Origin of the sequence: Rhodococcus sp. IEGM 1379 (assembly GCF_030056815.1) — a bacterium.
Classification (GTDB): Bacteria; Actinomycetota; Actinomycetes; order Mycobacteriales; family Mycobacteriaceae; genus Rhodococcus_F.
The window spans coordinates 1-18,176 of the sequence record NZ_JASHKR010000007.1; the positions used below are offsets into that span (position 1 = coordinate 1).

At 61.4% G+C, this 18,176-nt stretch carries 18 protein-coding genes and 1 pseudogene; 7 read left to right on the forward strand and 12 right to left on the reverse strand.

What is annotated here, in order from left to right; all coding sequences use genetic code 11:
• Positions 1–54: 54 nt before the first annotated feature.
• A pseudogene (locus QM600_RS06245) lies at positions 55–666 on the reverse strand (MIP/aquaporin family protein); the annotation flags it as partial.
• Between the two features lie 238 nt (positions 667–904).
• Between QM600_RS06245 and QM600_RS06250 the strand changes: the two are divergent.
• Positions 905–1,888: a sugar-binding transcriptional regulator gene (locus QM600_RS06250; RefSeq protein ID WP_283260605.1), complete on the forward strand. Its 984-nt coding sequence runs from the start codon at positions 905–907 to the stop codon at positions 1,886–1,888.
• Positions 1,889–2,119: 231 nt separating this feature from the next.
• Here QM600_RS06250 and QM600_RS06255 read toward each other — a convergent pair whose 3' ends face one another.
• The 5 genes from QM600_RS06255 to pdxH form a co-directional block, all read right to left on the reverse strand.
• Positions 2,120–2,482: an FKBP-type peptidyl-prolyl cis-trans isomerase gene (locus QM600_RS06255; protein ID WP_003940440.1), complete on the reverse strand. Its 363-nt coding sequence runs from the start codon at positions 2,480–2,482 to the stop codon at positions 2,120–2,122.
• A 66-nt stretch (positions 2,483–2,548) separates the two neighbouring features.
• Entirely contained in the window at positions 2,549–3,847 is a 1,299-nt protein-coding gene (locus tag QM600_RS06260) for a citrate synthase (RefSeq protein ID WP_283260606.1), read from the reverse strand.
• Between the two features lie 356 nt (positions 3,848–4,203).
• On the reverse strand, positions 4,204–5,151 hold the full coding sequence (locus tag QM600_RS06265; RefSeq protein ID WP_283260607.1) for an aldose 1-epimerase family protein: 948 nt from the start codon (positions 5,149–5,151) through the stop codon (positions 4,204–4,206).
• Positions 5,152–5,192: 41 nt separating this feature from the next.
• Positions 5,193–6,458 (reverse strand): MFS transporter, encoded by a 1,266-nt coding sequence (locus tag QM600_RS06270; RefSeq protein ID WP_283260608.1) that lies wholly within the window; start codon positions 6,456–6,458, stop codon positions 5,193–5,195.
• Positions 6,455–7,168 (reverse strand): pyridoxamine 5'-phosphate oxidase, encoded by a 714-nt coding sequence (pdxH, locus tag QM600_RS06275; RefSeq protein WP_283260750.1) that lies wholly within the window; start codon positions 7,166–7,168, stop codon positions 6,455–6,457. Before pdxH ends, QM600_RS06270 begins: the two co-directional genes overlap by 4 nt.
• A gap of 245 nt (positions 7,169–7,413) precedes the next feature.
• Between pdxH and QM600_RS06280 the strand changes: the two genes are divergently transcribed.
• The 5 genes from QM600_RS06280 (at position 7,414) to QM600_RS06300 (ending at position 12,448) form a co-directional block, all read left to right on the forward strand.
• Positions 7,414–8,541 (forward strand): citrate synthase 2, encoded by a 1,128-nt coding sequence (locus tag QM600_RS06280; RefSeq protein ID WP_283260609.1) that lies wholly within the window; start codon positions 7,414–7,416, stop codon positions 8,539–8,541.
• Between the two features lie 61 nt (positions 8,542–8,602).
• Complete coding sequence (gene serC, locus QM600_RS06285) at positions 8,603–9,724, forward strand: phosphoserine transaminase (protein ID WP_283260751.1); 1,122 nt, start codon at positions 8,603–8,605, stop codon at positions 9,722–9,724.
• Positions 9,725–9,893: 169 nt separating this feature from the next.
• A complete protein-coding gene (locus QM600_RS06290; RefSeq protein ID WP_283260610.1) occupies positions 9,894–10,358 on the forward strand; it encodes a DUF4234 domain-containing protein in 465 nt (154 codons plus the stop codon).
• Between the two features lie 113 nt (positions 10,359–10,471).
• On the forward strand, positions 10,472–11,401 hold the full coding sequence (sepH, locus tag QM600_RS06295; RefSeq protein WP_283260611.1) for a septation protein SepH: 930 nt from the start codon (positions 10,472–10,474) through the stop codon (positions 11,399–11,401).
• An 87-nt stretch (positions 11,402–11,488) separates the two neighbouring features.
• Positions 11,489–12,448, forward strand: a complete 960-nt coding sequence (locus tag QM600_RS06300; protein WP_283260612.1) for a DUF6928 family protein — start codon at positions 11,489–11,491, stop codon at positions 12,446–12,448.
• A gap of 25 nt (positions 12,449–12,473) precedes the next feature.
• On the opposite strand, the gene QM600_RS06305 is transcribed toward QM600_RS06300, so the two are convergent.
• The 3 genes from QM600_RS06305 to QM600_RS06315 are packed head-to-tail and all read right to left on the reverse strand — an operon-like array spanning position 12,474 to position 14,164.
• The gene (locus tag QM600_RS06305; protein WP_283260613.1) at positions 12,474–12,731 is read right to left on the reverse strand and encodes a DUF2537 domain-containing protein; all 258 of its coding nucleotides are present in this window, start codon (positions 12,729–12,731) and stop codon (positions 12,474–12,476) included.
• Positions 12,731–13,537 carry a TrmH family RNA methyltransferase gene (locus tag QM600_RS06310; protein ID WP_283260614.1) on the reverse strand — a complete coding sequence of 269 codons (807 nt, stop codon included), beginning with the start codon at positions 13,535–13,537 and terminating at the stop codon, positions 12,731–12,733. Before QM600_RS06310 ends, QM600_RS06305 begins: the two co-directional genes overlap by 1 nt.
• Before the next feature lie 30 nt (positions 13,538–13,567).
• Positions 13,568–14,164: a TetR/AcrR family transcriptional regulator gene (locus QM600_RS06315; RefSeq protein ID WP_283260615.1), complete on the reverse strand. Its 597-nt coding sequence runs from the start codon at positions 14,162–14,164 to the stop codon at positions 13,568–13,570.
• Between the two features lie 79 nt (positions 14,165–14,243).
• Here QM600_RS06315 and QM600_RS06320 point away from each other — a divergent pair, with 79 nt between their 5' ends.
• Entirely contained in the window at positions 14,244–14,792 is a 549-nt protein-coding gene (locus QM600_RS06320) for a hypothetical protein (protein WP_283260616.1), read from the forward strand.
• Here QM600_RS06320 and QM600_RS06325 read toward each other — a convergent pair.
• The 3 genes from QM600_RS06325 to QM600_RS06335 all read right to left on the reverse strand — a co-directional run bounded on the left by QM600_RS06325 (position 14,776) and on the right by QM600_RS06335 (position 18,123).
• Positions 14,776–16,083: an MFS transporter gene (locus tag QM600_RS06325; protein ID WP_283260752.1), complete on the reverse strand. Its 1,308-nt coding sequence runs from the start codon at positions 16,081–16,083 to the stop codon at positions 14,776–14,778. The two genes, QM600_RS06320 and QM600_RS06325, sit on opposite strands and share 17 nt — an antisense overlap.
• 90 nt (positions 16,084–16,173) lie before the next feature.
• Entirely contained in the window at positions 16,174–16,605 is a 432-nt protein-coding gene (locus QM600_RS06330; protein ID WP_283260617.1) for an Rv0880 family HTH-type transcriptional regulator, read from the reverse strand.
• Between the two features lie 63 nt (positions 16,606–16,668).
• Complete coding sequence (locus tag QM600_RS06335) at positions 16,669–18,123, reverse strand: NCS2 family permease (protein WP_283260618.1); 1,455 nt, start codon at positions 18,121–18,123, stop codon at positions 16,669–16,671.
• Positions 18,124–18,176: the final 53 nt, after the last annotated feature.

The window sequence follows — 18,176 nt, forward strand, 5'->3', positions numbered from 1 at the left end:
GCAGCCCACTCATTCACCGGTATTCACCATTCTAGCCACTAACTGAACGGTATTGGGGTTAATGGCATAGCCCGCATTGGTCGCCCAAGCGAATCCGATTGCCACCACGATCAATCCGACTACGAACGGCGCGAGATTTGCGAGCGGCGGAGTGCCGCGAGAATCCGTCACGGCAACGATGAGGAACAGTAGGATCGCCGTGCCGATGATCTGATCGATGAGTGCCGAGCCGAGACTGACCGGGAGCGTCCCGTTTCCGGGCATCGTCGAGAAGATTGTCTGAGTGGCCGTGGTGTGTTCGGGATCGATGGCATTGAGCATGTCGTTGTAATTCCATCGAACGATCAACGCCGCGACGAAGGCACCCGCAGTCTGCGCCAGCGTGTACGGCAGCACTTTGCGCCAAGAGAAGTCCCGGAAAATCGCGAATGCGAACGTGACTGCCGGATTCAGATGAGCACCCGTCGCCCGGCCGGCGACATAGATACCGAACATCACACCAAGTCCCCAGGCCCACGCAATGCTGTCGTGTCCACCGAGACTTCCGGCGCTCCCGCCGGACACCACCTGCGCCACGACTCCGACGCCGAACAGGATCAAAATCATCGTTCCCGCGAACTCGGCCGCCAATTCTCCCGGAAGCCCCAATCGCTTGGCTTTCTCCATCCCCACCCCAGCCTTTTTGTGATTCATCTCATAGTTTGAATTGCCACACCCGTAGCGTAAGGATATTTGCACATTTACGCATAGCATCTGCACATATGTGCAGCTTCCAGATTTACGCACCGTAACGCGGGTAACAGACACACTCCCGGAGCTTTCCGTGATGAGCGACTCCGCCTGGGCCAAACCCGATAAGATTCGGTTCAGCGCTCTTGCACGTACGTGCAGACAGGACGAGACCATGGAAACTCCCACTTCCGACCCCCCAACCTCCGATCCGGCGGACCAACGTATCGCCGACGCCGTTCAAGCCGCACGTCTCTACTACTTCCAGGATCAGACGATGGCCGCAATCGGCCGCGACATGGGAGTGTCCCGATCTACCGTCTCCAGGCTGATCACCTATGCGCGCACTTCGGGACTCGTCGAGATCAAGATCAGCACCCCGCATGGCCAGGCGCCTCGCATCGAACGCGAATTCGCGGAACGGTACCGAGTGCGCGCACACGTGGTGACCGTGCCGGAACTGGTGGGAGATCTCGAACGTCTCGAGAAGGTCGCAACTTTTGCGGGCCGCCTGTTGGCATCGTTCTTCGACAGCGACATGGTGATGGGGATCGCCTGGGGAACCACTCTCAGCGAGGTCAGCAAGCACCTCGCCCCCAAACGCACGTACAACTCCTACGTCGTACAACTCAACGGTGCGGCAAATACTCGTACCACGGGAATCTCCTACGCCAGCGATATCATCAAGACCATCGCAGACGCGTACAGCGCTCTGCCACAAGGCTTTCCGGTACCCGCATTCTTCGACTACCCGGATACCCGGGAGCAGTTGTGGCGCGAACGCAGCATCAAGCGAGTACTGGACATGCAGAAGCGAATGGACCTGGCGGTCTTCAGTATCGGTGTCCCGGGTGGCAACGTACCGAGTCATGTCTACACCGCTGGGTACCTCGAACCCGATGAAGCCGAAGCACTTCGACGTGACGGAGTGGTCGGGGACATCGCAACCGTCTTCTTCCGTTCCGACGGGAGCTATCGCGGCATCGAACTCAACGAACGCGCGAGTGGTCCGCGACTGGACCTTTTCGAGAAGGTAGCCAGGCGCGTGTGCATCGTCGCCGGAACAGCAAAACTTCCCGCACTGGAGGGAGCACTACGGGGCGGACTGATCACCGACCTGATCATCGACGACGTCAGTGCCACCGCACTGGTGTCCTGACCGCTGCACCCGCTTCTCGATGTCACGATCTTCCTCACCCACCCAATACCTTGACAAGGAAGACGAATTGGCCGATACCGTCGACGCTGGGATTCGGGGGGGTCGAACTGGCTCTACCGACGAAAGACGACGCGCTGACGCAACAAGGAGAGCCCCACACCATTCGGTGCGGGGCTCTCATGCTGTGCGCCTTCAATCAATCGCGAGCGAGTAATAACGGCGCGCAGTAAATTACTTGGCGTCGAGCAGATCGATCACGAAGACCAAGGTCTTGCCGGAAAGCTGGTGTCCGGCACCGGCCGGGCCGTAGGCCAACTCCGGCGGGATGGTGAGCTGACGGCGTCCGCCGACCTTCATACCGGGGATGCCGTCCTGCCAGCCCTTGATCAGGCCGCGGAGCGGGAACTGGATGGACTCGCCACGGCTCCAGGAGGAGTCGAACTCTTCGCCGGATTCGAACTCGACACCGACGTAGTGAACGTCGACGGTTCCGCCGGGAACGGCTTCGGCGCCTTCTCCGACAACCAGATCCTTGATGACCAGATCGGTCGGCGCGGGGCCTTCCTGGAATTCGATTACGGGCTTGCTACTCATGATGTCCTCCTGAACTACGATCCGGACGGGTCCGGGTGTCGAGGCGAATTGTTTGGTGGGCGAAAACTAGCGGGAAGTCATATCCCGATAGTCGCGCTCGGTGTAGCCGGTGTAAATCTGACGGGGGCGGCCGATCTTGGTGGCCGGATCCTCGTGCATTTCACGCCAGTGTGCGATCCACCCGGGCAGACGGCCCATGGCGAAGAGCACGGTGAACATGCGCGGCGGGAAGCCCATCGCGCGGTAGATCAGACCTGTGTAGAAGTCCACGTTCGGGTACAGCTTGCGCTCGATGAAGTAGTCGTCGGTGAGAGCCGCTTCTTCGAGTTGCATTGCGATGTTGAGCAATTCGTCGTCGCCGCCGAGCTTGCCGAGGATGTTGTGCGCGGTCTCGCGGACCAGCGCGGCGCGCGGGTCGTAGTTGCGGTAGACGCGATGCCCGAAGCCCATGAGCTTCACGCCGTCTTCCTTGTTCTTGACCTTGCGGACGAACTCGGCTGCGGTGCTTCCGTTGGCCTTGATCTCGTCGAGCATCTCGAGCACGGCCTGGTTTGCGCCGCCGTGCAGCGGGCCCCAGAGTGCGTTGATACCGGCAGAGACCGACGTGAACATGTTGGCGTCGGAGGAACCGACCATGCGCACGGTGGAGGTGGAGCAGTTCTGCTCGTGGTCCGCGTGCAGGATCAGCAGCATGTCGAGTGCCTTGGCGACCTCGGGATCACCCTGGTACGGCTCGGCCGGGAAGCCGAACGTCATGCGCATGAAGTTCTCGACCAGGCTCAACGAGTTGTCCGGGTAGAGGAACGGCTGTCCGACGGACTTCTTGTATGCGTACGCCGCGATGGTCGGCAGCTTCGCGAGAAGACGGATGGTGGAAAGCTCCACCTGCTCCGGATCCTCGGGATCCAGAGAATCCTGGTAGTACGCCGAGAGCGCATTGACTGCAGAGGACAGAACCGGCATCGGGTGTGCGTTGCGCGGGAAGCCGTCGAAGAACCGCTTGAGGTCTTCGTGCAGGAGTGTGTGGCGACGGATGCGGTCCGTGAAGGACTCGAGCTGGACCTCGGTAGGAAGCTCACCGTAGATCAGCAGGTAGCTGACCTCCATGAACGTCGACTTACCGGCCAACTGCTCGATGGGGTATCCGCGGTAACGCAGGATGCCCTTCTCGCCGTCGATGTAGGTGATTGCGGAACTGGTGGATGCAGTGTTCACAAAGCCGGGGTCAAGGGTGGTGTACCCCGTATTGGCCAGCAGCTTTCCCAGTTCGATGCCGTCATTGCCCTCGGTTGCCCTGGCAATGGACATCGTGTGCTCACCACCGGGGTAAGTAAGCGTGGGCTTTGTGTCATTGTCAGCGGGCACGAAGGATCCCTCTCAAGCTCAAACCAACGAGTAACTTCATACGATTCAACTAGAAACTAGTCGCACCGAACAAAACATGCCGAGGGAGGGTAGCTCCTCGAAGGATTTCAGCCCGCTAGGAGTTAGACACATCTCCCGAAACTGAAACATGTTTCACTGCCTTGGCCGCGGACGTGCACGATCCGATGTTCACACCCCCGAACCTACCGTGAACTGCTTGTTTGCTGAAGGGTTGTCGTTTCACACCACATCGACCCGCCATAAAACCCGCCTCACAGCAGAACCAGGTTCAACAAGTGACCTCCATCGGGGCCGTCCACAGCTTCGTTACGCGCTCCCAGCATTTGGGATGGGGCTCACAACGCGTAGATCCCCCACATACCCGTCCACGTCTTCCCCGGCCCGAGAACCAACATGTCGATTCCCGAATTGAAGGCGTCGGGCGGGCACGTCATCGGCTCCAGGGCCAACGCTCGTCCGCGATCCGGATACCCCTTGTCGTTTGCGGGATCTGCGATGAAGGCCTGAATCCAGGGGAACTCACGCGTCGTCCACAGTGCCGTACCGGTGCCGTCGGGCGCGAGCAACTCGTGCTGCGTGCGTCCGCTGCCGTCGACGACGTCCAACGCGCTGTATGGCGTATCCAGCTGCACACCTTCGAGCGAACGCGGCGTCCGGAAATCGAAATCCGTGCCCGCAACAGGCTGCGAATACGCGCTGGGCAGCAACCGCTGCGGATCGATCGGCAGTCGTGTCCCCGCAGCCAGATGAAGAGAACATTCGTCGAGCGGAAAATCGCCGGCCCGGATGAAGGTGTGCATTCCGAGCCCGAACGGCGACGGCGTCGCACCTTTGTTGGTCGCAGTGTGCGTCACGGTCAAGCCGTTCTCGTCCACCGCGTAGACGATCGTCAACTGCAACGGGTACGGCCAACCCTTGTGTAATCCCACGTCGACGGACAATTCGACGCGACTGTACGTGTGGTTGACGAGACTCCAATTGCGTCGACGAACGAACCCGTGACTGGCATTCCCCAAAGCCGGTTCGGTGATCTCGAGCTGATGTTCGATGCCGTCGAACATGAAATGGCCGTCACGGATCCGATTGGGCCAGGGCGCCAGCACCAGTCCGGCGGACAACGGCGGTTTCGAACCCAGCTCCCAGGTTTCGGTGAGCGCACGACGCCCCGACGGACCCTCGTGATCGAGCAATCGCAATCCGGCTCCCGCCGCCGCGATCTCGGCCCGATAGCTGCCACCACGGATCTCGAACCCACCTCTACCCGTGCTGTGCGGTTGCGTCATGAACTTAAGTTTCCACCACGAACCGTCCGCAAACCAGGACGTCAGGCGGCGCGTCCCACCTTGTACCGAACGAACGTCGGGAAGGCGATTGCCGCCACGACGACCCCGACGACCACCAGAACACCACCGCCGGCCGCCGCCACCCCCGTTCCGAACAGGAACGCCGCGCCGCCGTGCAGGACGTCACCGATACGCGGGCCACCCGCCACGACGACGATGAAGACGCCCTGGAGCCGTCCGCGCATGTCGTCCGTCGCGACTTGTTGGAGCATCGTGCTTCGGAAGGCTGCCGACACCATGTCGACGGCACCGCCGAATGCCAGGAACCCCACCGCTGCCCACAGATAAATCACGCTGGAGCTCGGACTCGCGAAGTACACGGCCACGCCGAATCCGATCATCGACACTCCCCACAAGACGATGCAGATCAGAATTGCCTTGCCCTGGTATTGAACTCGCGGCAACCACCCGGAAAAGACGCCGCCGAGTACGGCACCCGCCGACATCGCCGCGAACAACAAGCCCAACGCAAAGCCGCCCTGGGGTGGACCACCGAAGGTCTCATGCGCAATCTCCGGGAACAGCGCCCGGGACATGCCGAACACCATCGCGATGATGTCGACGACAAAGGACGCGAGCAGTACCTTCTGCGTCGCGAGATAGGAAAACCCGCTGAGGACTTCGCCAATACCTGCACGTCTCGACGTTCCGGTCGGTGGTATCGCCGGGAGCTTCCACACGGCCCACAGGGTTGCCAGCAGAAAGATCGTGTCCAGCAAATACAGCAGCGACAATCCGACCAGATAAATCAGGACTCCGCCGAGCAGTGGCCCGACGATCGCACCGAACTGCACCACCGTCATGTTCAGTGAGTTCGCGGCCGGCAACTGCGCTCCCGGAATCAACCGCGGAATGATCGCGGCCCGGGTCGGCTGGTTGACCGCGAAGAATGCCTGTTGCACCGCGAACAGTGTGAGAACAAGCCAGGCGTTGTTCACGTTCATCGCTGCCTGGATCCAGAACAGCAAAGACGTGACACCAAGGCCGATCGAGCTGATCATCAACAGCCGTCGGCGATCCATCACGTCGGCGAGCGCGCCGCCCCACAACCCGAAAATGATCAGCGGCACAAGGCCGAAAATTCCCGTTAAACCCACATAGCCGGAACTGCCGGTGATGACGTACACCTGCTGCGGGACTGCGACCACACTGAGTTGGGCGCCGATTACCGTGACGATTCCGGCGGTCCACAACCGTCGGTAATCAGGATTCTCGAGCGGAGTCGTGTCCGCGAGAACACTCTTCACGGTTGGAGACGAACTGCGGACCACTGACCGTCGACGACGGCAGTTCGGACCCGATTGTGCATCCGGTTGGCGCGGCCCTGCCAGAATTCGACGATCTCGGGGCGGATCAGGATCCCGCCCCAGTACGGCGGCACCGGAATCTCGCCGTCGACGCCGAAGCGCGCAGCGACTTCACGGAGTTGTTCGTCCAACGCGGCCCGCGATTCGACGGGTTGTGATTGCGACGACGCCCAGGCCCCGAGCTGAGACCCCCGCGGCCGGGTACGCCAATACTCTTGTGTCACTTGCTCACTCACATGCTCGGCTGCGCCTCGCACGATGACCTGCCGGGCGAGCGTCAGCCAGGTGAAATTCACCGACGCGAAGGGATTGGCGTCCAGTTGACGCGCTTTGTCGGAGCGATAGTTGGTGAAGAACAGAACCCCGGCTTCGGACAAGCCCTTACAGAGGACCGTCCGGGACGTCGGGTGCCCGTGCTCGTCGAGAGTGGACAGTGTCATCGCGTTCGGTTCGGGTGCCTCGGCCTCGACGGCGTCCTGCAGCCACTGACGCATGAGCGGCAGCCAGCCGTTCTCGACCTGACTCACATCCAATTCGACGCTCATCCGGTCGTGCACAGCCCCTGATTCACTGCCAGGATGCGGATACCCCACCCGCATCGCAGCCAGTTCATTGTTCACTACCACCGGGTCCTGACGTTCCTTCGACACAGCCCAGAACGCTACTCCCGGGTACTCACCGGTCACCGGCCGTGCGGCACCCGCTAAAGTTTGCCGTGGCTAGACCCGATTCGAATCGCAGGCCGCATCAGCGACCGCAGCCGAATCGGGACGAGAAGATTGCGCAAGACAACTTGAAGTGCGTGCTCATCCCGCAAGCACTTGACGCGCAATCGCTGAAGGCTGAGGCAGTGCGACTCTGACCGGGCGCACTCGAACGAGGAGAGTCCACGAGAATGGCAGTGAGCGCAGGAATACCCGACGATTTCGTCAGCGGACTCGAAGGCGTAGTCGCCTTCACCAGTGACATCGCCGAGCCCGACAAAGACGGCGGCGCACTGCGCTACCGCGGCGTCGACATCGAAGATCTGGTCGGCCAGAAGGTTACCTTCGGCAATGTATGGGCACTGCTCGTGGACGGACGCTTCGGCGCAGGCTTGCCGCCCGCCGAGCCGTTCCCCCTCCCCATCCACACCGGTGACGTCCGTGTCGACGTCCAGGCCGGACTCGCGATGCTGGCTCCCATCTGGGGCTACGCACCGCTACTGGACATCGACGACGAGACTGCCCGCGACCAGCTCGCACGCGCATCCGTCATGGCACTGTCGTACGTCGCACAGTCGGCGCGCGGCATCTACCAGCCCGCAGTTCCGCAGAAGCGCATCGACGAAGCCAAGACCGTCACCGAGCGGTTCATGGTCCGCTGGCAGGGCGAGCCCAACCCGGCCCACGTCGAGGCAATCGACGCGTACTGGGTCTCCGCTGCCGAGCACGGCATGAACGCGTCCACCTTCACCGCCCGCGTCATCGCCTCCACCGGCGCTGACGTCGCGGCTTCCCTCTCCGGTGCCATCGGCGCCATGTCCGGCCCGCTGCACGGCGGCGCACCGGCACGCGTACTCCCGATGATCGAAGAGACCGAGCGCACCGGCGACGCCCGTGCCCTGGTCAAGGGCATCCTGGACCGCAAGGAAAAGCTCATGGGCTTCGGGCACCGGGTTTACCGCGCCGAAGATCCCCGTGCACGCGTGCTCCGCGCCACGGCGAAGCGTCTCAACGCCACCCGCTACGAAGCTGCTGCAGCTCTCGAGCAGGCCGCTCTCACCGAACTGCGTGAACGTCGTCCGGACCGTGCGATCGAGACCAACGTCGAGTTCTGGGCTGCTGTCATCCTGGACTTCGCCGAGGTTCCCGCGCACATGATGCCCGCCATGTTCACGTGTGGCCGCACCGCCGGTTGGTGTGCACACATCCTCGAACAGAAGCGTCTCGGTAAACTGGTTCGTCCGGCCGCCATCTACACCGGTCCGGCACCTCGATCCCCCGAGTCCGTCGAGGGCTGGGATCAGATCAGCCACGCGTAACACCTGCTCGAATCACCAATCACGGTAGTACAGAACATAAGTGAAGGAACAGAAAGAAGCGATGACCTCCACACCGATCATCCCCGCCGATCTCAAGCCCGCTGACGGACGCTTCGGCTGCGGTCCTTCCAAGGTTCGCCCCGAGCAGCTGCAGTCCCTGGTCGACGTGGGCGCTTCGGTGTTCGGCACCAGCCACCGCCAGAAGCCGGTCAAGAACGTTGTCGCCAGCATTCGTTCCGGCCTCGCCGATCTGTTCTCACTGCCCGAGGGTTACGAGGTCGTTCTCGGCAACGGTGGAACCACCGCGTTCTGGGATGCGGCAGCATTCGGCCTCATCCGCGAGAAGTCGCTGCACCTGACCAACGGTGAGTTCAGCTCCAAGTTCGCTTCGGTTGCCAAGGCAAACCCGTTCATCGGTGATCCGATCGTCGTTTCCGCTGATCCGGGCAGCGCACCGGTGCCGGTCTCCGACCCGTCCGTCGACCTCATCGGCTGGGCACACAACGAGACCTCCACCGGTGTCGCAATCCCCGTCTCCCGCCCTGCGGGTTCGGAGAATGCCCTCATCGCCATCGACGCCACCTCGGGCGCCGGCGGACTGCCGGTCAACGTTGCCGATTCGGACGTCTACTACTTCGCTCCGCAGAAGTGCTTCGCTGCAGACGGCGGTCTGTGGATCGCGCTGATGAGCCCGGCCGCTCTCGAGCGCGTCGCGGAGATCAAGACTTCGGGACGCTGGACCCCCGACTTCCTCTCGCTGCCCATCGCTGTGGACAACAGCTCCAAGGATCAGACGTACAACACCCCGGCTCTGGCAACTCTGTTGCTCTTCGCCAACCAGATCGAGTGGATGAACAGCAACGGCGGCCTCGACTGGGCCACCGGGCGCACCGCTGATTCTTCCTCGCGCCTGTACAACTGGGCCGAGGCCAGCGAGTTCGCCACCCCGTTCGTCGCTGATCCGGCACACCGCTCGCAGGTTGTCGGCACCATCGACTTCAACGACAATGTCGACGCTGCTGCTGTCGCAAAGATCCTGCGCGCCAACGGAATTGTCGACACCGAGCCGTACCGCAAGCTCGGCCGCAACCAGCTGCGCGTCGGCATGTTCCCGGCTATCGATCCCGAAGACGTATCCCAGCTCACCAAGAGCATCGACTGGGTCGTCTCGCAGCTCGGCTGAGCCAATTCTCGACTCGTTCCATCTGCTGGCCCCGATTCTTTCCGAGTCGGGGCCAGCAGTGTCTTCAGACCAATCCGGCGTATTCCGAACTGAACAGCTGCCACGCGCACTAACATCCCAATTCTGTACTGAACTGGGATTATTGCCGCCAATCAGACCGGGGGACCGCATGTCCGAATCAGAATTCGATGCTGCATCCGTCGATTCCTCCGTCTCGTACGGACAACCGGTCGCGAGTGGACTGGCAATGAAACGGCGAAACCCGTTTGCAGTGTGGATCGGCCTGCCCCTCATCACGCTCGGGATCTACGTATTCGTCTGGTACTACAAAATTCACAAAGAGATGGCCGAATTCGATCATCGCCGCAACATCCCCGTCGCCGGGCCGATGCTTGTCCTCCTTCTGCTCAGCTGGACGGTGATCGGACCGCTCATCAGTTTCCACAACGCCGGCGCACGTGTCCGCGACGCACAGATCGCGGCGGGACTGCCACCGACATGCTCTCCGACACTGTCGTGGATTCTGGTCTTTGCCTTCGGGCTGAACACGCTGTACCTGCAGATCGAATTGAACAAGATCGTCGATCGCTACCCCGGCGCACTTCCGGAGACGCCGGTTCCGCTGTACGTGTGACGTAGATCCGAGCGGCATACCCTTCGGGAGTGTCCTGCCGGACCGCTGATCACAAATGAATTACAGTAAATTGCGGCGCAAAGTCGCGAGCCGACGCGATAAGGGAGGTCAATGTGCGAGAGCTTCGAGTGATCGGACTTGAACCCGATGGATCGCATGTGGTGTGCGCGGACGCCCAAACCGGCGAGAAATTTCGCATCCCCGCCGATGACAAACTGCGTGCAGCATCTCGGGGCGATGTGGCTCGACTGGGCCAGATCGAGATCGAGACCGACAGCCAACTCCGCCCCCGGGAAATCCAGGCCCGTATCCGTTCCGGCGCTTCGGTCGAGCAGGTATCGAGAGAAGCCGGGATTCCCGTCAGCAAGGTCGAGCGATACGCCTACCCGGTCCTTCTGGAACGCTCCCGTGCAGCGGAAATGGCGCAGGGCGGCCACCCGATCCGCGATAACGGCCCAACTGTGCCGACGCTCGCAGAAATCGTGACTCACGCATTTCGCGCCCGCGGACACACCATCGACGACGCCACGTGGGACGCCTGGCGCGACGAAGACAATCACTGGGTTGCCCAGTTGCAGTGGCAGGCCGGCCGTAGCACCAATGCTGCGCATTGGCGCTACCAGCCGGACGCACACGGCGGGACGATCGTTGCACTCGACGACACCGCATTCGATCTGATCGATCCGGATTTCGGTCGCCCGCTACGTGGTCTGGCACCCGTCGTGGACGAGAAGCCTGAATTGTCACGGGTTGATAACGAAATCGTTCCGGTCGAAGAAGTCAAGACCGAAATCGACATCCAGGCCGAGGTGGCGGTTGTCACTGAAATCCCGACGGTCACCGAAATCGCAGCTCCGGCCGAGATCTCAGCACCAGTCGAAATCGAGCCCGAACCCGTAGTTTCCGAAGAAATTCCGGAACCGGCGGCAGAGACGACACCCAAGACAGCACCACAGCAACCATCCACCAAGGACAAGCGAGGAAAGCCTGCTCTCCCGTCGTGGGACGACGTTCTCCTCGGCGTACGTAGCAGCGGACGCTGACACTGCAACCCGTCGCCCCGACGGACAAGCCGACGGCCGATTCGTCGTATTCTTCTTAACAGCTAATTACAGGAGAAAGGGCGATCGGTGGCTGCACGGGTATCAACAATCTGGTTTGTCGACAGCAGTGACGCGCGCGCCGAACTGAGCACGTACCCACAGCCCGACCAGAACGCGGCGGTCGTGGTGGCAAAGCGGTTGTACCCCGGCAAGGACTTCGAATCCCTCGGGCCACATCCGCTCTCGACGGCCGCCACCGTGCAACCCGGCTATGTCTTCATCGGGGTGTACCAGAACATCAGCGTCGTCTGCAGCACCGAACTGAGCTCCTTCCTCCCTTCGGAATTGCCTGCAACATGGCTACTTTCACCCCACGCGCCGCGCACATTGCTGGTCAGCTCTGTGCCTGGCCGCGCTCAGGGTTCCTTCGCACTGTGGGAAGACGGCCAGTTGCGGCGTTCATTCAGTGCACTGCCGATCGACATCGTCGAGAACATCGGCATCCCGGAAACCTGGGAATTGCCGTACTGGGCCGGCGAGCACCCGTTGCGCTATCCCCCTGGTGTGTTGCCCGACCCGCAGTCTTTGCCGTTCCATCCCCAGCAGTTCGCTGAAGCAGCCAATGCAGAGTGGCTCGGCTTCCGGTACACGGGCACCCCTCACGACGACGACCTCGACAAGACACAAATCTTGTTGTGGGGCTTCAAGATTCACCAGAAGGCCGAAGCGCCGAAGGTTACGTTGGAGCTTGTGGCACCGAAGGTGAAGTTGGAGCTTGCCGCCCCGAAGGTAGAGCCTGAACCCAAGACGGTTTCCATTCCGGAACCCGCACCCGCACCCGCACCCGCACCCGCACCCGCACCGGAGCTGACGCCAGAGCCAGAATCGACCGAGGAACTTCATCCCCCGATCGAAGAACTCGAGACCGAGACTGTGGAACCGATTGCCGAAGCTGCGGAACCGATTGTCGACGCGGCAGCCCCAGAACCTTCGGCGCCAGAACCGAAGAAGCGTGGCCGCTTGGCACGGTACTTCGGTTTCCACTGACACGATCGGGCACAACCGGACCCGATCAGGCAGCTATCGCAGCGATCCAGCCCAACGGAATGCCCACTACCGCACCGTAAACCACCCACCGCCACACGGGAACAGCTCGCCACCGCCAGACCGTCGGCGCCAATCCGCCGACGGCAACGATGTTGACGACGATCGCCAGTACTGCGTTGACGTTGGCGAGCCCCTCGCTGAATGCGGCCACGGCAACTGTGGACAGCATCGCGGCGAAAATCGAAACCACGACACCGGTAGCCCAGGGAGTTCGGCTCGGCATTACTGCATTGTCCTGACGCGTTCATAGAAGGCCATCGCGGCAGCAGTGGCGACGTTGAGTGAGTCGGTTCCCGGCGCCATGGGAATCTTGGCGCGAATGTCTGTGGCGCGCATGGCATGTTCGGTCAAACCCGGACCCTCGGCACCGAGCAGCAACGCGACTTTCTCTCCGGTCATCGCCTGAGCCAGGGTCACGGCCTCAGGATTGGGGGTCAGAGAGATGAGCTGAAAATCGTTGCTGCGCAATTCTTCCAGATCGTAGGGCCACTTTTCGACGTGCGCGAACGGCACTCGAAGAACATGGCCCATGGAGACGCGAACAGAACGGCGGTACAGCGGATCTGCACATCCTTTGCCGAACAGGATCGCGTCGACACCGAGACCGGCGGCGTTGCGGAACATGGATCCGAGGTTTTCATGGTCGTTGACGCCCTCGAGAACGGCTACCGTTTTTGCGTCCTGCAAAATGTCCGAGACTGCCAAAGGCGACGGCCGACCGGCTGCGGCAAGCACCCCACGATTGAGATGGAAGCCCACCACTTCGGCCATGACTTCAGCGGTCGTCCGATAGAAGGGCACGTCGACGCCGTCGAGATCGTCGGCCAACTCGAGGAGTCGCCGCTCGACGCCGAGCAGGCTGAGAGTCTCGAAGCGGGATGTGAGGAGTCTCTGCGTGACAAAAACTCCTTCGGCGATGACCAGTCCCTTGCCTTCCGGCAGGTCCGGGCGGCGATCGGAAGAGTTGAGATCGCGAAAGTCATCCAGCCGAGGATCGGCGGGATCTGAAATATCGATAACGTGAACCACTGCTCTATCGTGCCGTATCGCGCACGGCAGTCAGTCACTGCTCCCATTCGCCCTGAACATCGAAGCAAAATGGGCGTCGAGAACTTGCGCAATGGCGGCAGGATTCACTCTCTGTGAATCGTTGACGCCCTGCACAGCGAGACCGTCGACCACGGCATGCAAACGCATCGCCTCGACGTCCACAACGGCGTCGGACCGAAGGAATCCATCGTTCTGCAGTGCCGCGACAAACTGACGGAAGTGATCGAACAAGACTTGATCGGTCCGATCACGTACTGCGGTCAACGCAGAATCGGTCTGGGCGGCGGCCGCAAAGGCAATGGACACCTGCATCTCCTCGCGGCGATCGTCGTCGAGGGGCACGAACTGATCCGCGAACTGACGGATGGCGCACCGCATATCTGGGTCGAATTCGATAGCAGCGATCCGCTTTTCGACGCGTAGGACCACCAACTCCATGGCGAAAACCAACAGCTCGGACTGGGTCGCGAAAAAATGCCGAAGCGAACCGGTAGACATTCCCGCCTCGTCGGCGACGGTCCGAACGCTGGTGGCCGCGATCCCGTCGCGTCTGATGACTCGCCAGACGGCTTCGGCTATCTGCTCGCGCCGCATCTCAGCGCTCATTCGTTTCACCACTTCACAAAACTAACACGACTGTGCTAGTTTTCCGTAACTAACACAGTCGTACTAGAAATGAGGTCTCATGATCATCCACCTGATCGTTGCCTGCGAGATAATGTTCTGGGTCTTCATCGCTGCCGGACTAGCCGCCCGCTATCTACTCCGAAAGCCGACGCTCGGTGCTGCGCTGTTGATCTGCGCGCCACTGGTCGATGTTGTACTCCTGGTCGCGACAGCTCTCGATCTGCGCGGCGGTGGCCAGGCGAACTTCAGCCACGGACTCGCTGCCGCGTACATCGGCGTCTCCGTCGCGTTCGGGCACAGCCTCGTCTCGTGGGCCGACGCCCAGTTCTCCTACCGATTTGCCGGCGGTCCCCGGCCCGGTGCGCCGCCGAAGTACGGCACCCCGCGGGCACTGCGAGAGTGGCGAGAATTCGGAAAAGCCACTCTGGCCTGGGCCATCTCGTGCGGCCTACTGACCGTCGCAATCTTCCTCGTCGACGACTCCGGTCGCACCGAAGCGCTCGAAGGTTGGATCAGCAACTTGACGCTGGTCCTCGGAATCTGGGGCGTCATCGCGCTGAGTTACACGCTGTTTCCCAAACGAGAAAAGCTCACGGCACGCGGTTAGCTTCCACCGCTTGCTCTGCCGCATCACAGACAACAGCGGGTCGCACGTCGAAGACTGGCAACCTACCGCCGCCGTCGGGCATCTTCAGTCGTAATTTCAGGCGCTCGCTGCGCAACAGATACACGCCGGCCAAGGCGCCCGCCAACAGTGAGATGACTCCGCCCACGATCAGCGGTGCACGAGGATCAACAGTGTCAGCCACCCAACCCAGTACGGGACTTCCGAGCGGTGTTCCCCCGAGGAAACTGAGCATGTAGATGCCCATGACCCGTCCTCGCATCTCCGAAGGCACCGACATTTGCAGGATGTTCATCGCCGACGTACTGAAGGTCAATGTGAGTGCGCCGGCGGGTATCAGCATCAATGCCACCAACGGATAGGTCGGCATCAGACCGACGGCTATTTCGAAGCCGCCGAAGCCCGTCGCGGCAAAGAGGAACGTGCGCAAGCGTGGTGGGTCCTTGCGCCGCGCGGCGTACACCGCTCCCGCCAACGTGCCGACCGCCAGCGTGGTGGAGAGCAGTCCGTAGGCGTCGGCGCCTCGATCGAATGTGGTTCGAGCCATCACCGCGAGGCTGATCGGAAAGTTCAGTCCGAACGTCGAGACCATGAAGACGGTCAGCATGATCACGCGCAAATCCTTGCGACCCCACACGTACCGGAATCCGTCGCGTACCTGTCCCTTGGCCCGGGGAGCAGGTTCCGACGGCGTCAACTCCTTGGTGTTCATGAGCGAGAGCGCGATGAGAACGCCGGCAAACGTCGCAACATTGAGCAGGAACACCCACCCGGTGCCGATGACGTTGATCAGCACACCGGCAATTGCCGGGCCGATAATGCGGGCGGTATTGAAAGTCATGGAGTTCAACGCAATTGCGTTGGACAGGTTTTCCTTGCCCACCATTTCGATGGTGAACGACTGCCGCACGGGAGCGTCGACCGCAGAGGCACATCCGAGGGCGAACGCAATCACGAAGACGTGCCACATTTCGACGATTCCGCCCACATCGAGCAGTCCCATCACCAGCGCGCACAACGCACTCGCCCACTGGGTGAAGATGAGGATTCGACGCTTGTCGTACCGATCGGCGAGGACGCCGCCCCACACCGAAAGGAACAGGGTGGGCCCGAACTGCAACGCCATCACGATGCCCACGGCCAACGCATTGCCGTCGGACAGCGTCAGTACCAGCCAGTCCTGGGCGATGCGTTGCATCCACGTTCCGACAAGCGAAACGATCTGCCCGGACGCCCAGAGCCGATAGTTTCGGTTGCGGAGTGCGGCAAACATGCCGGAGTCGGGATCACGGGACACGACCCCATCTTGCCCCTACGATCGTTCGTTCCGGTAATTATCTCGAACCGAAATGATGCAGCGAGGTTACTCGGACGCGTTCACCATAGCGGTGATTATTCCGACAGCTCCGCGAAGCGTCGCGAGTTCGTCAGCGCTCAAGCCGGAAAGCTGCTCGTTCATCCAGGCCTCACGGGCATGAGTCTCGTCGGCCAGCAAAGCCTGGCCGGCGCCGGACAACGTCACGATGATCTGACGCCCGTCGGTGGGGTGGGACGAACGCTCCACCAACCCCAATTCGGCGAGGGATGCAACAACTCTGGTCATCGAAGGTGGTTGAACCTTCTCGCGAGCCGCAAGTGCCCCGGGCGTCATCGGCCCGTCTTGGCTCAGAGTGGCCAGAGCAGAAAGCTGCGTCAGAGATACCTGCGCATCGGCCCTTCGACCTCGCAGGTGCCGACTGAGACGCACTACAGCCAACGACAGATCACTGGCCAGCACACGGGTTTCGGGGGTCACGCGAGAACAATACGTCAACAACTAGCCGGTAACCGGGTTATCGGATACCGACTAGTTGCGCGTTCACGTAAGTGCGTCGGTAATCGGTCCGACCGTGAAGTAAGCCATGAACAGAACTGACACAACCCACAGCAACGGATGAATCTTCTTGGCCCCACCGCTGGCCGCGTTCAGTACCACCCAAGAGATGAATCCGACGCCGATGCCGTTGGCAATCGAGTACGTGAACGGCATCACGATCATGGTGAGGAAAGCGGGAAGTGCAACCGAGAACTTCGTGAAATCGATGTCACGAACCTGCCCGATCATCAGTGCACCGACGATCACGAGTGCCGGCGCTGCTGCCTCGATCGGCACCACCGAATACAGCGGCGTCAGGAACATAGCGACCAGGAACAGCAAACCTGTCACGACATTCGCCAGACCCGTGCGGGCACCCTCGGCAATACCCGAAGCCGATTCCACGAACACGGTGTTCGACGACGCGGACGCGCCACCACCAACGATGGCACCGGCGCCTTCGACGACAAGCGCCTTACCGATGTTGGGAAGGTTGCCGTCCTTGTCGGTCAGGCCGGCTTCTTTACCGAGGCCCGTCATCGTGCCCATAGCGTCGAAGAAATTGGCGAGAACCAGGGTGAACACCAGCAGGCTGGCGGCCAGAACACCGATTCGGGTGAACGCGCCGAACAGACTGAACTCACCGACCAGACTCAGATCGGGCATACCGCCGAACATGTCGGGGATCGCGGGAACACTCAGGTTCCAGCCCTTGGGGTTGGTTCCGAGTGACGGTCCGACGTCGGCAAGAGCCTCGATGATCGCGGCCAGGATGGTCGTCACGATGATGCCGATGAGCAGACCACCGCGGACCTTACGTACGACCAGAACGCCCATCAACAGAACACCGAAGATGAAGACCACAGTCGGCCATGACGCAATGGAACCGTTGATGCCGAGGCCGACCGGAACCGAGGTGCCGGCAGCGTCGGGGATACGACGGACGAATCCGGCGTCGACCAGGCCGATGAAGGCGATGAACATACCGATACCGGCTGCGATCGCCGATTTGAGCGCGTTCGGAATCGCATTGAACACTGCGGTTCGGAAACCGGTGAGCGCCAGCACCACGATAATGATGCCGTCGAGGACCACGAGGCCCATCGCCTCAGGCCACGTGACCTGCGGGGCGATCGTCACGGCGAGCAGGCTGTTGATACCCAGACCGGCCGCGATGGCAAACGGATAGTTGGCGATGACACCGAATGCGATGCTCATCAGTCCAGCGACCAGCGCGGTGACAGCAGCCACCTGGTTGACCGGCAGGATGTTTCCCAACACGTCGACCTTCGCGACGGCGTCATCCGCCGAGAAACTACCGAGGATCAGTGGGTTGAGCACCACGATGTATGCCATCGCGAAGAACGAGACCACACCGCCGCGAACCTCGGTGGAGATCGTGGACCCACGTTCACTGATCTTGAAATACGTGTCGAGAATTATCCCGGGTGCCGCCATGTTTTCTTTCCCCATCGCTTCAGAGGTCGCCTGTGCCGGCGCACGTGAAGGCC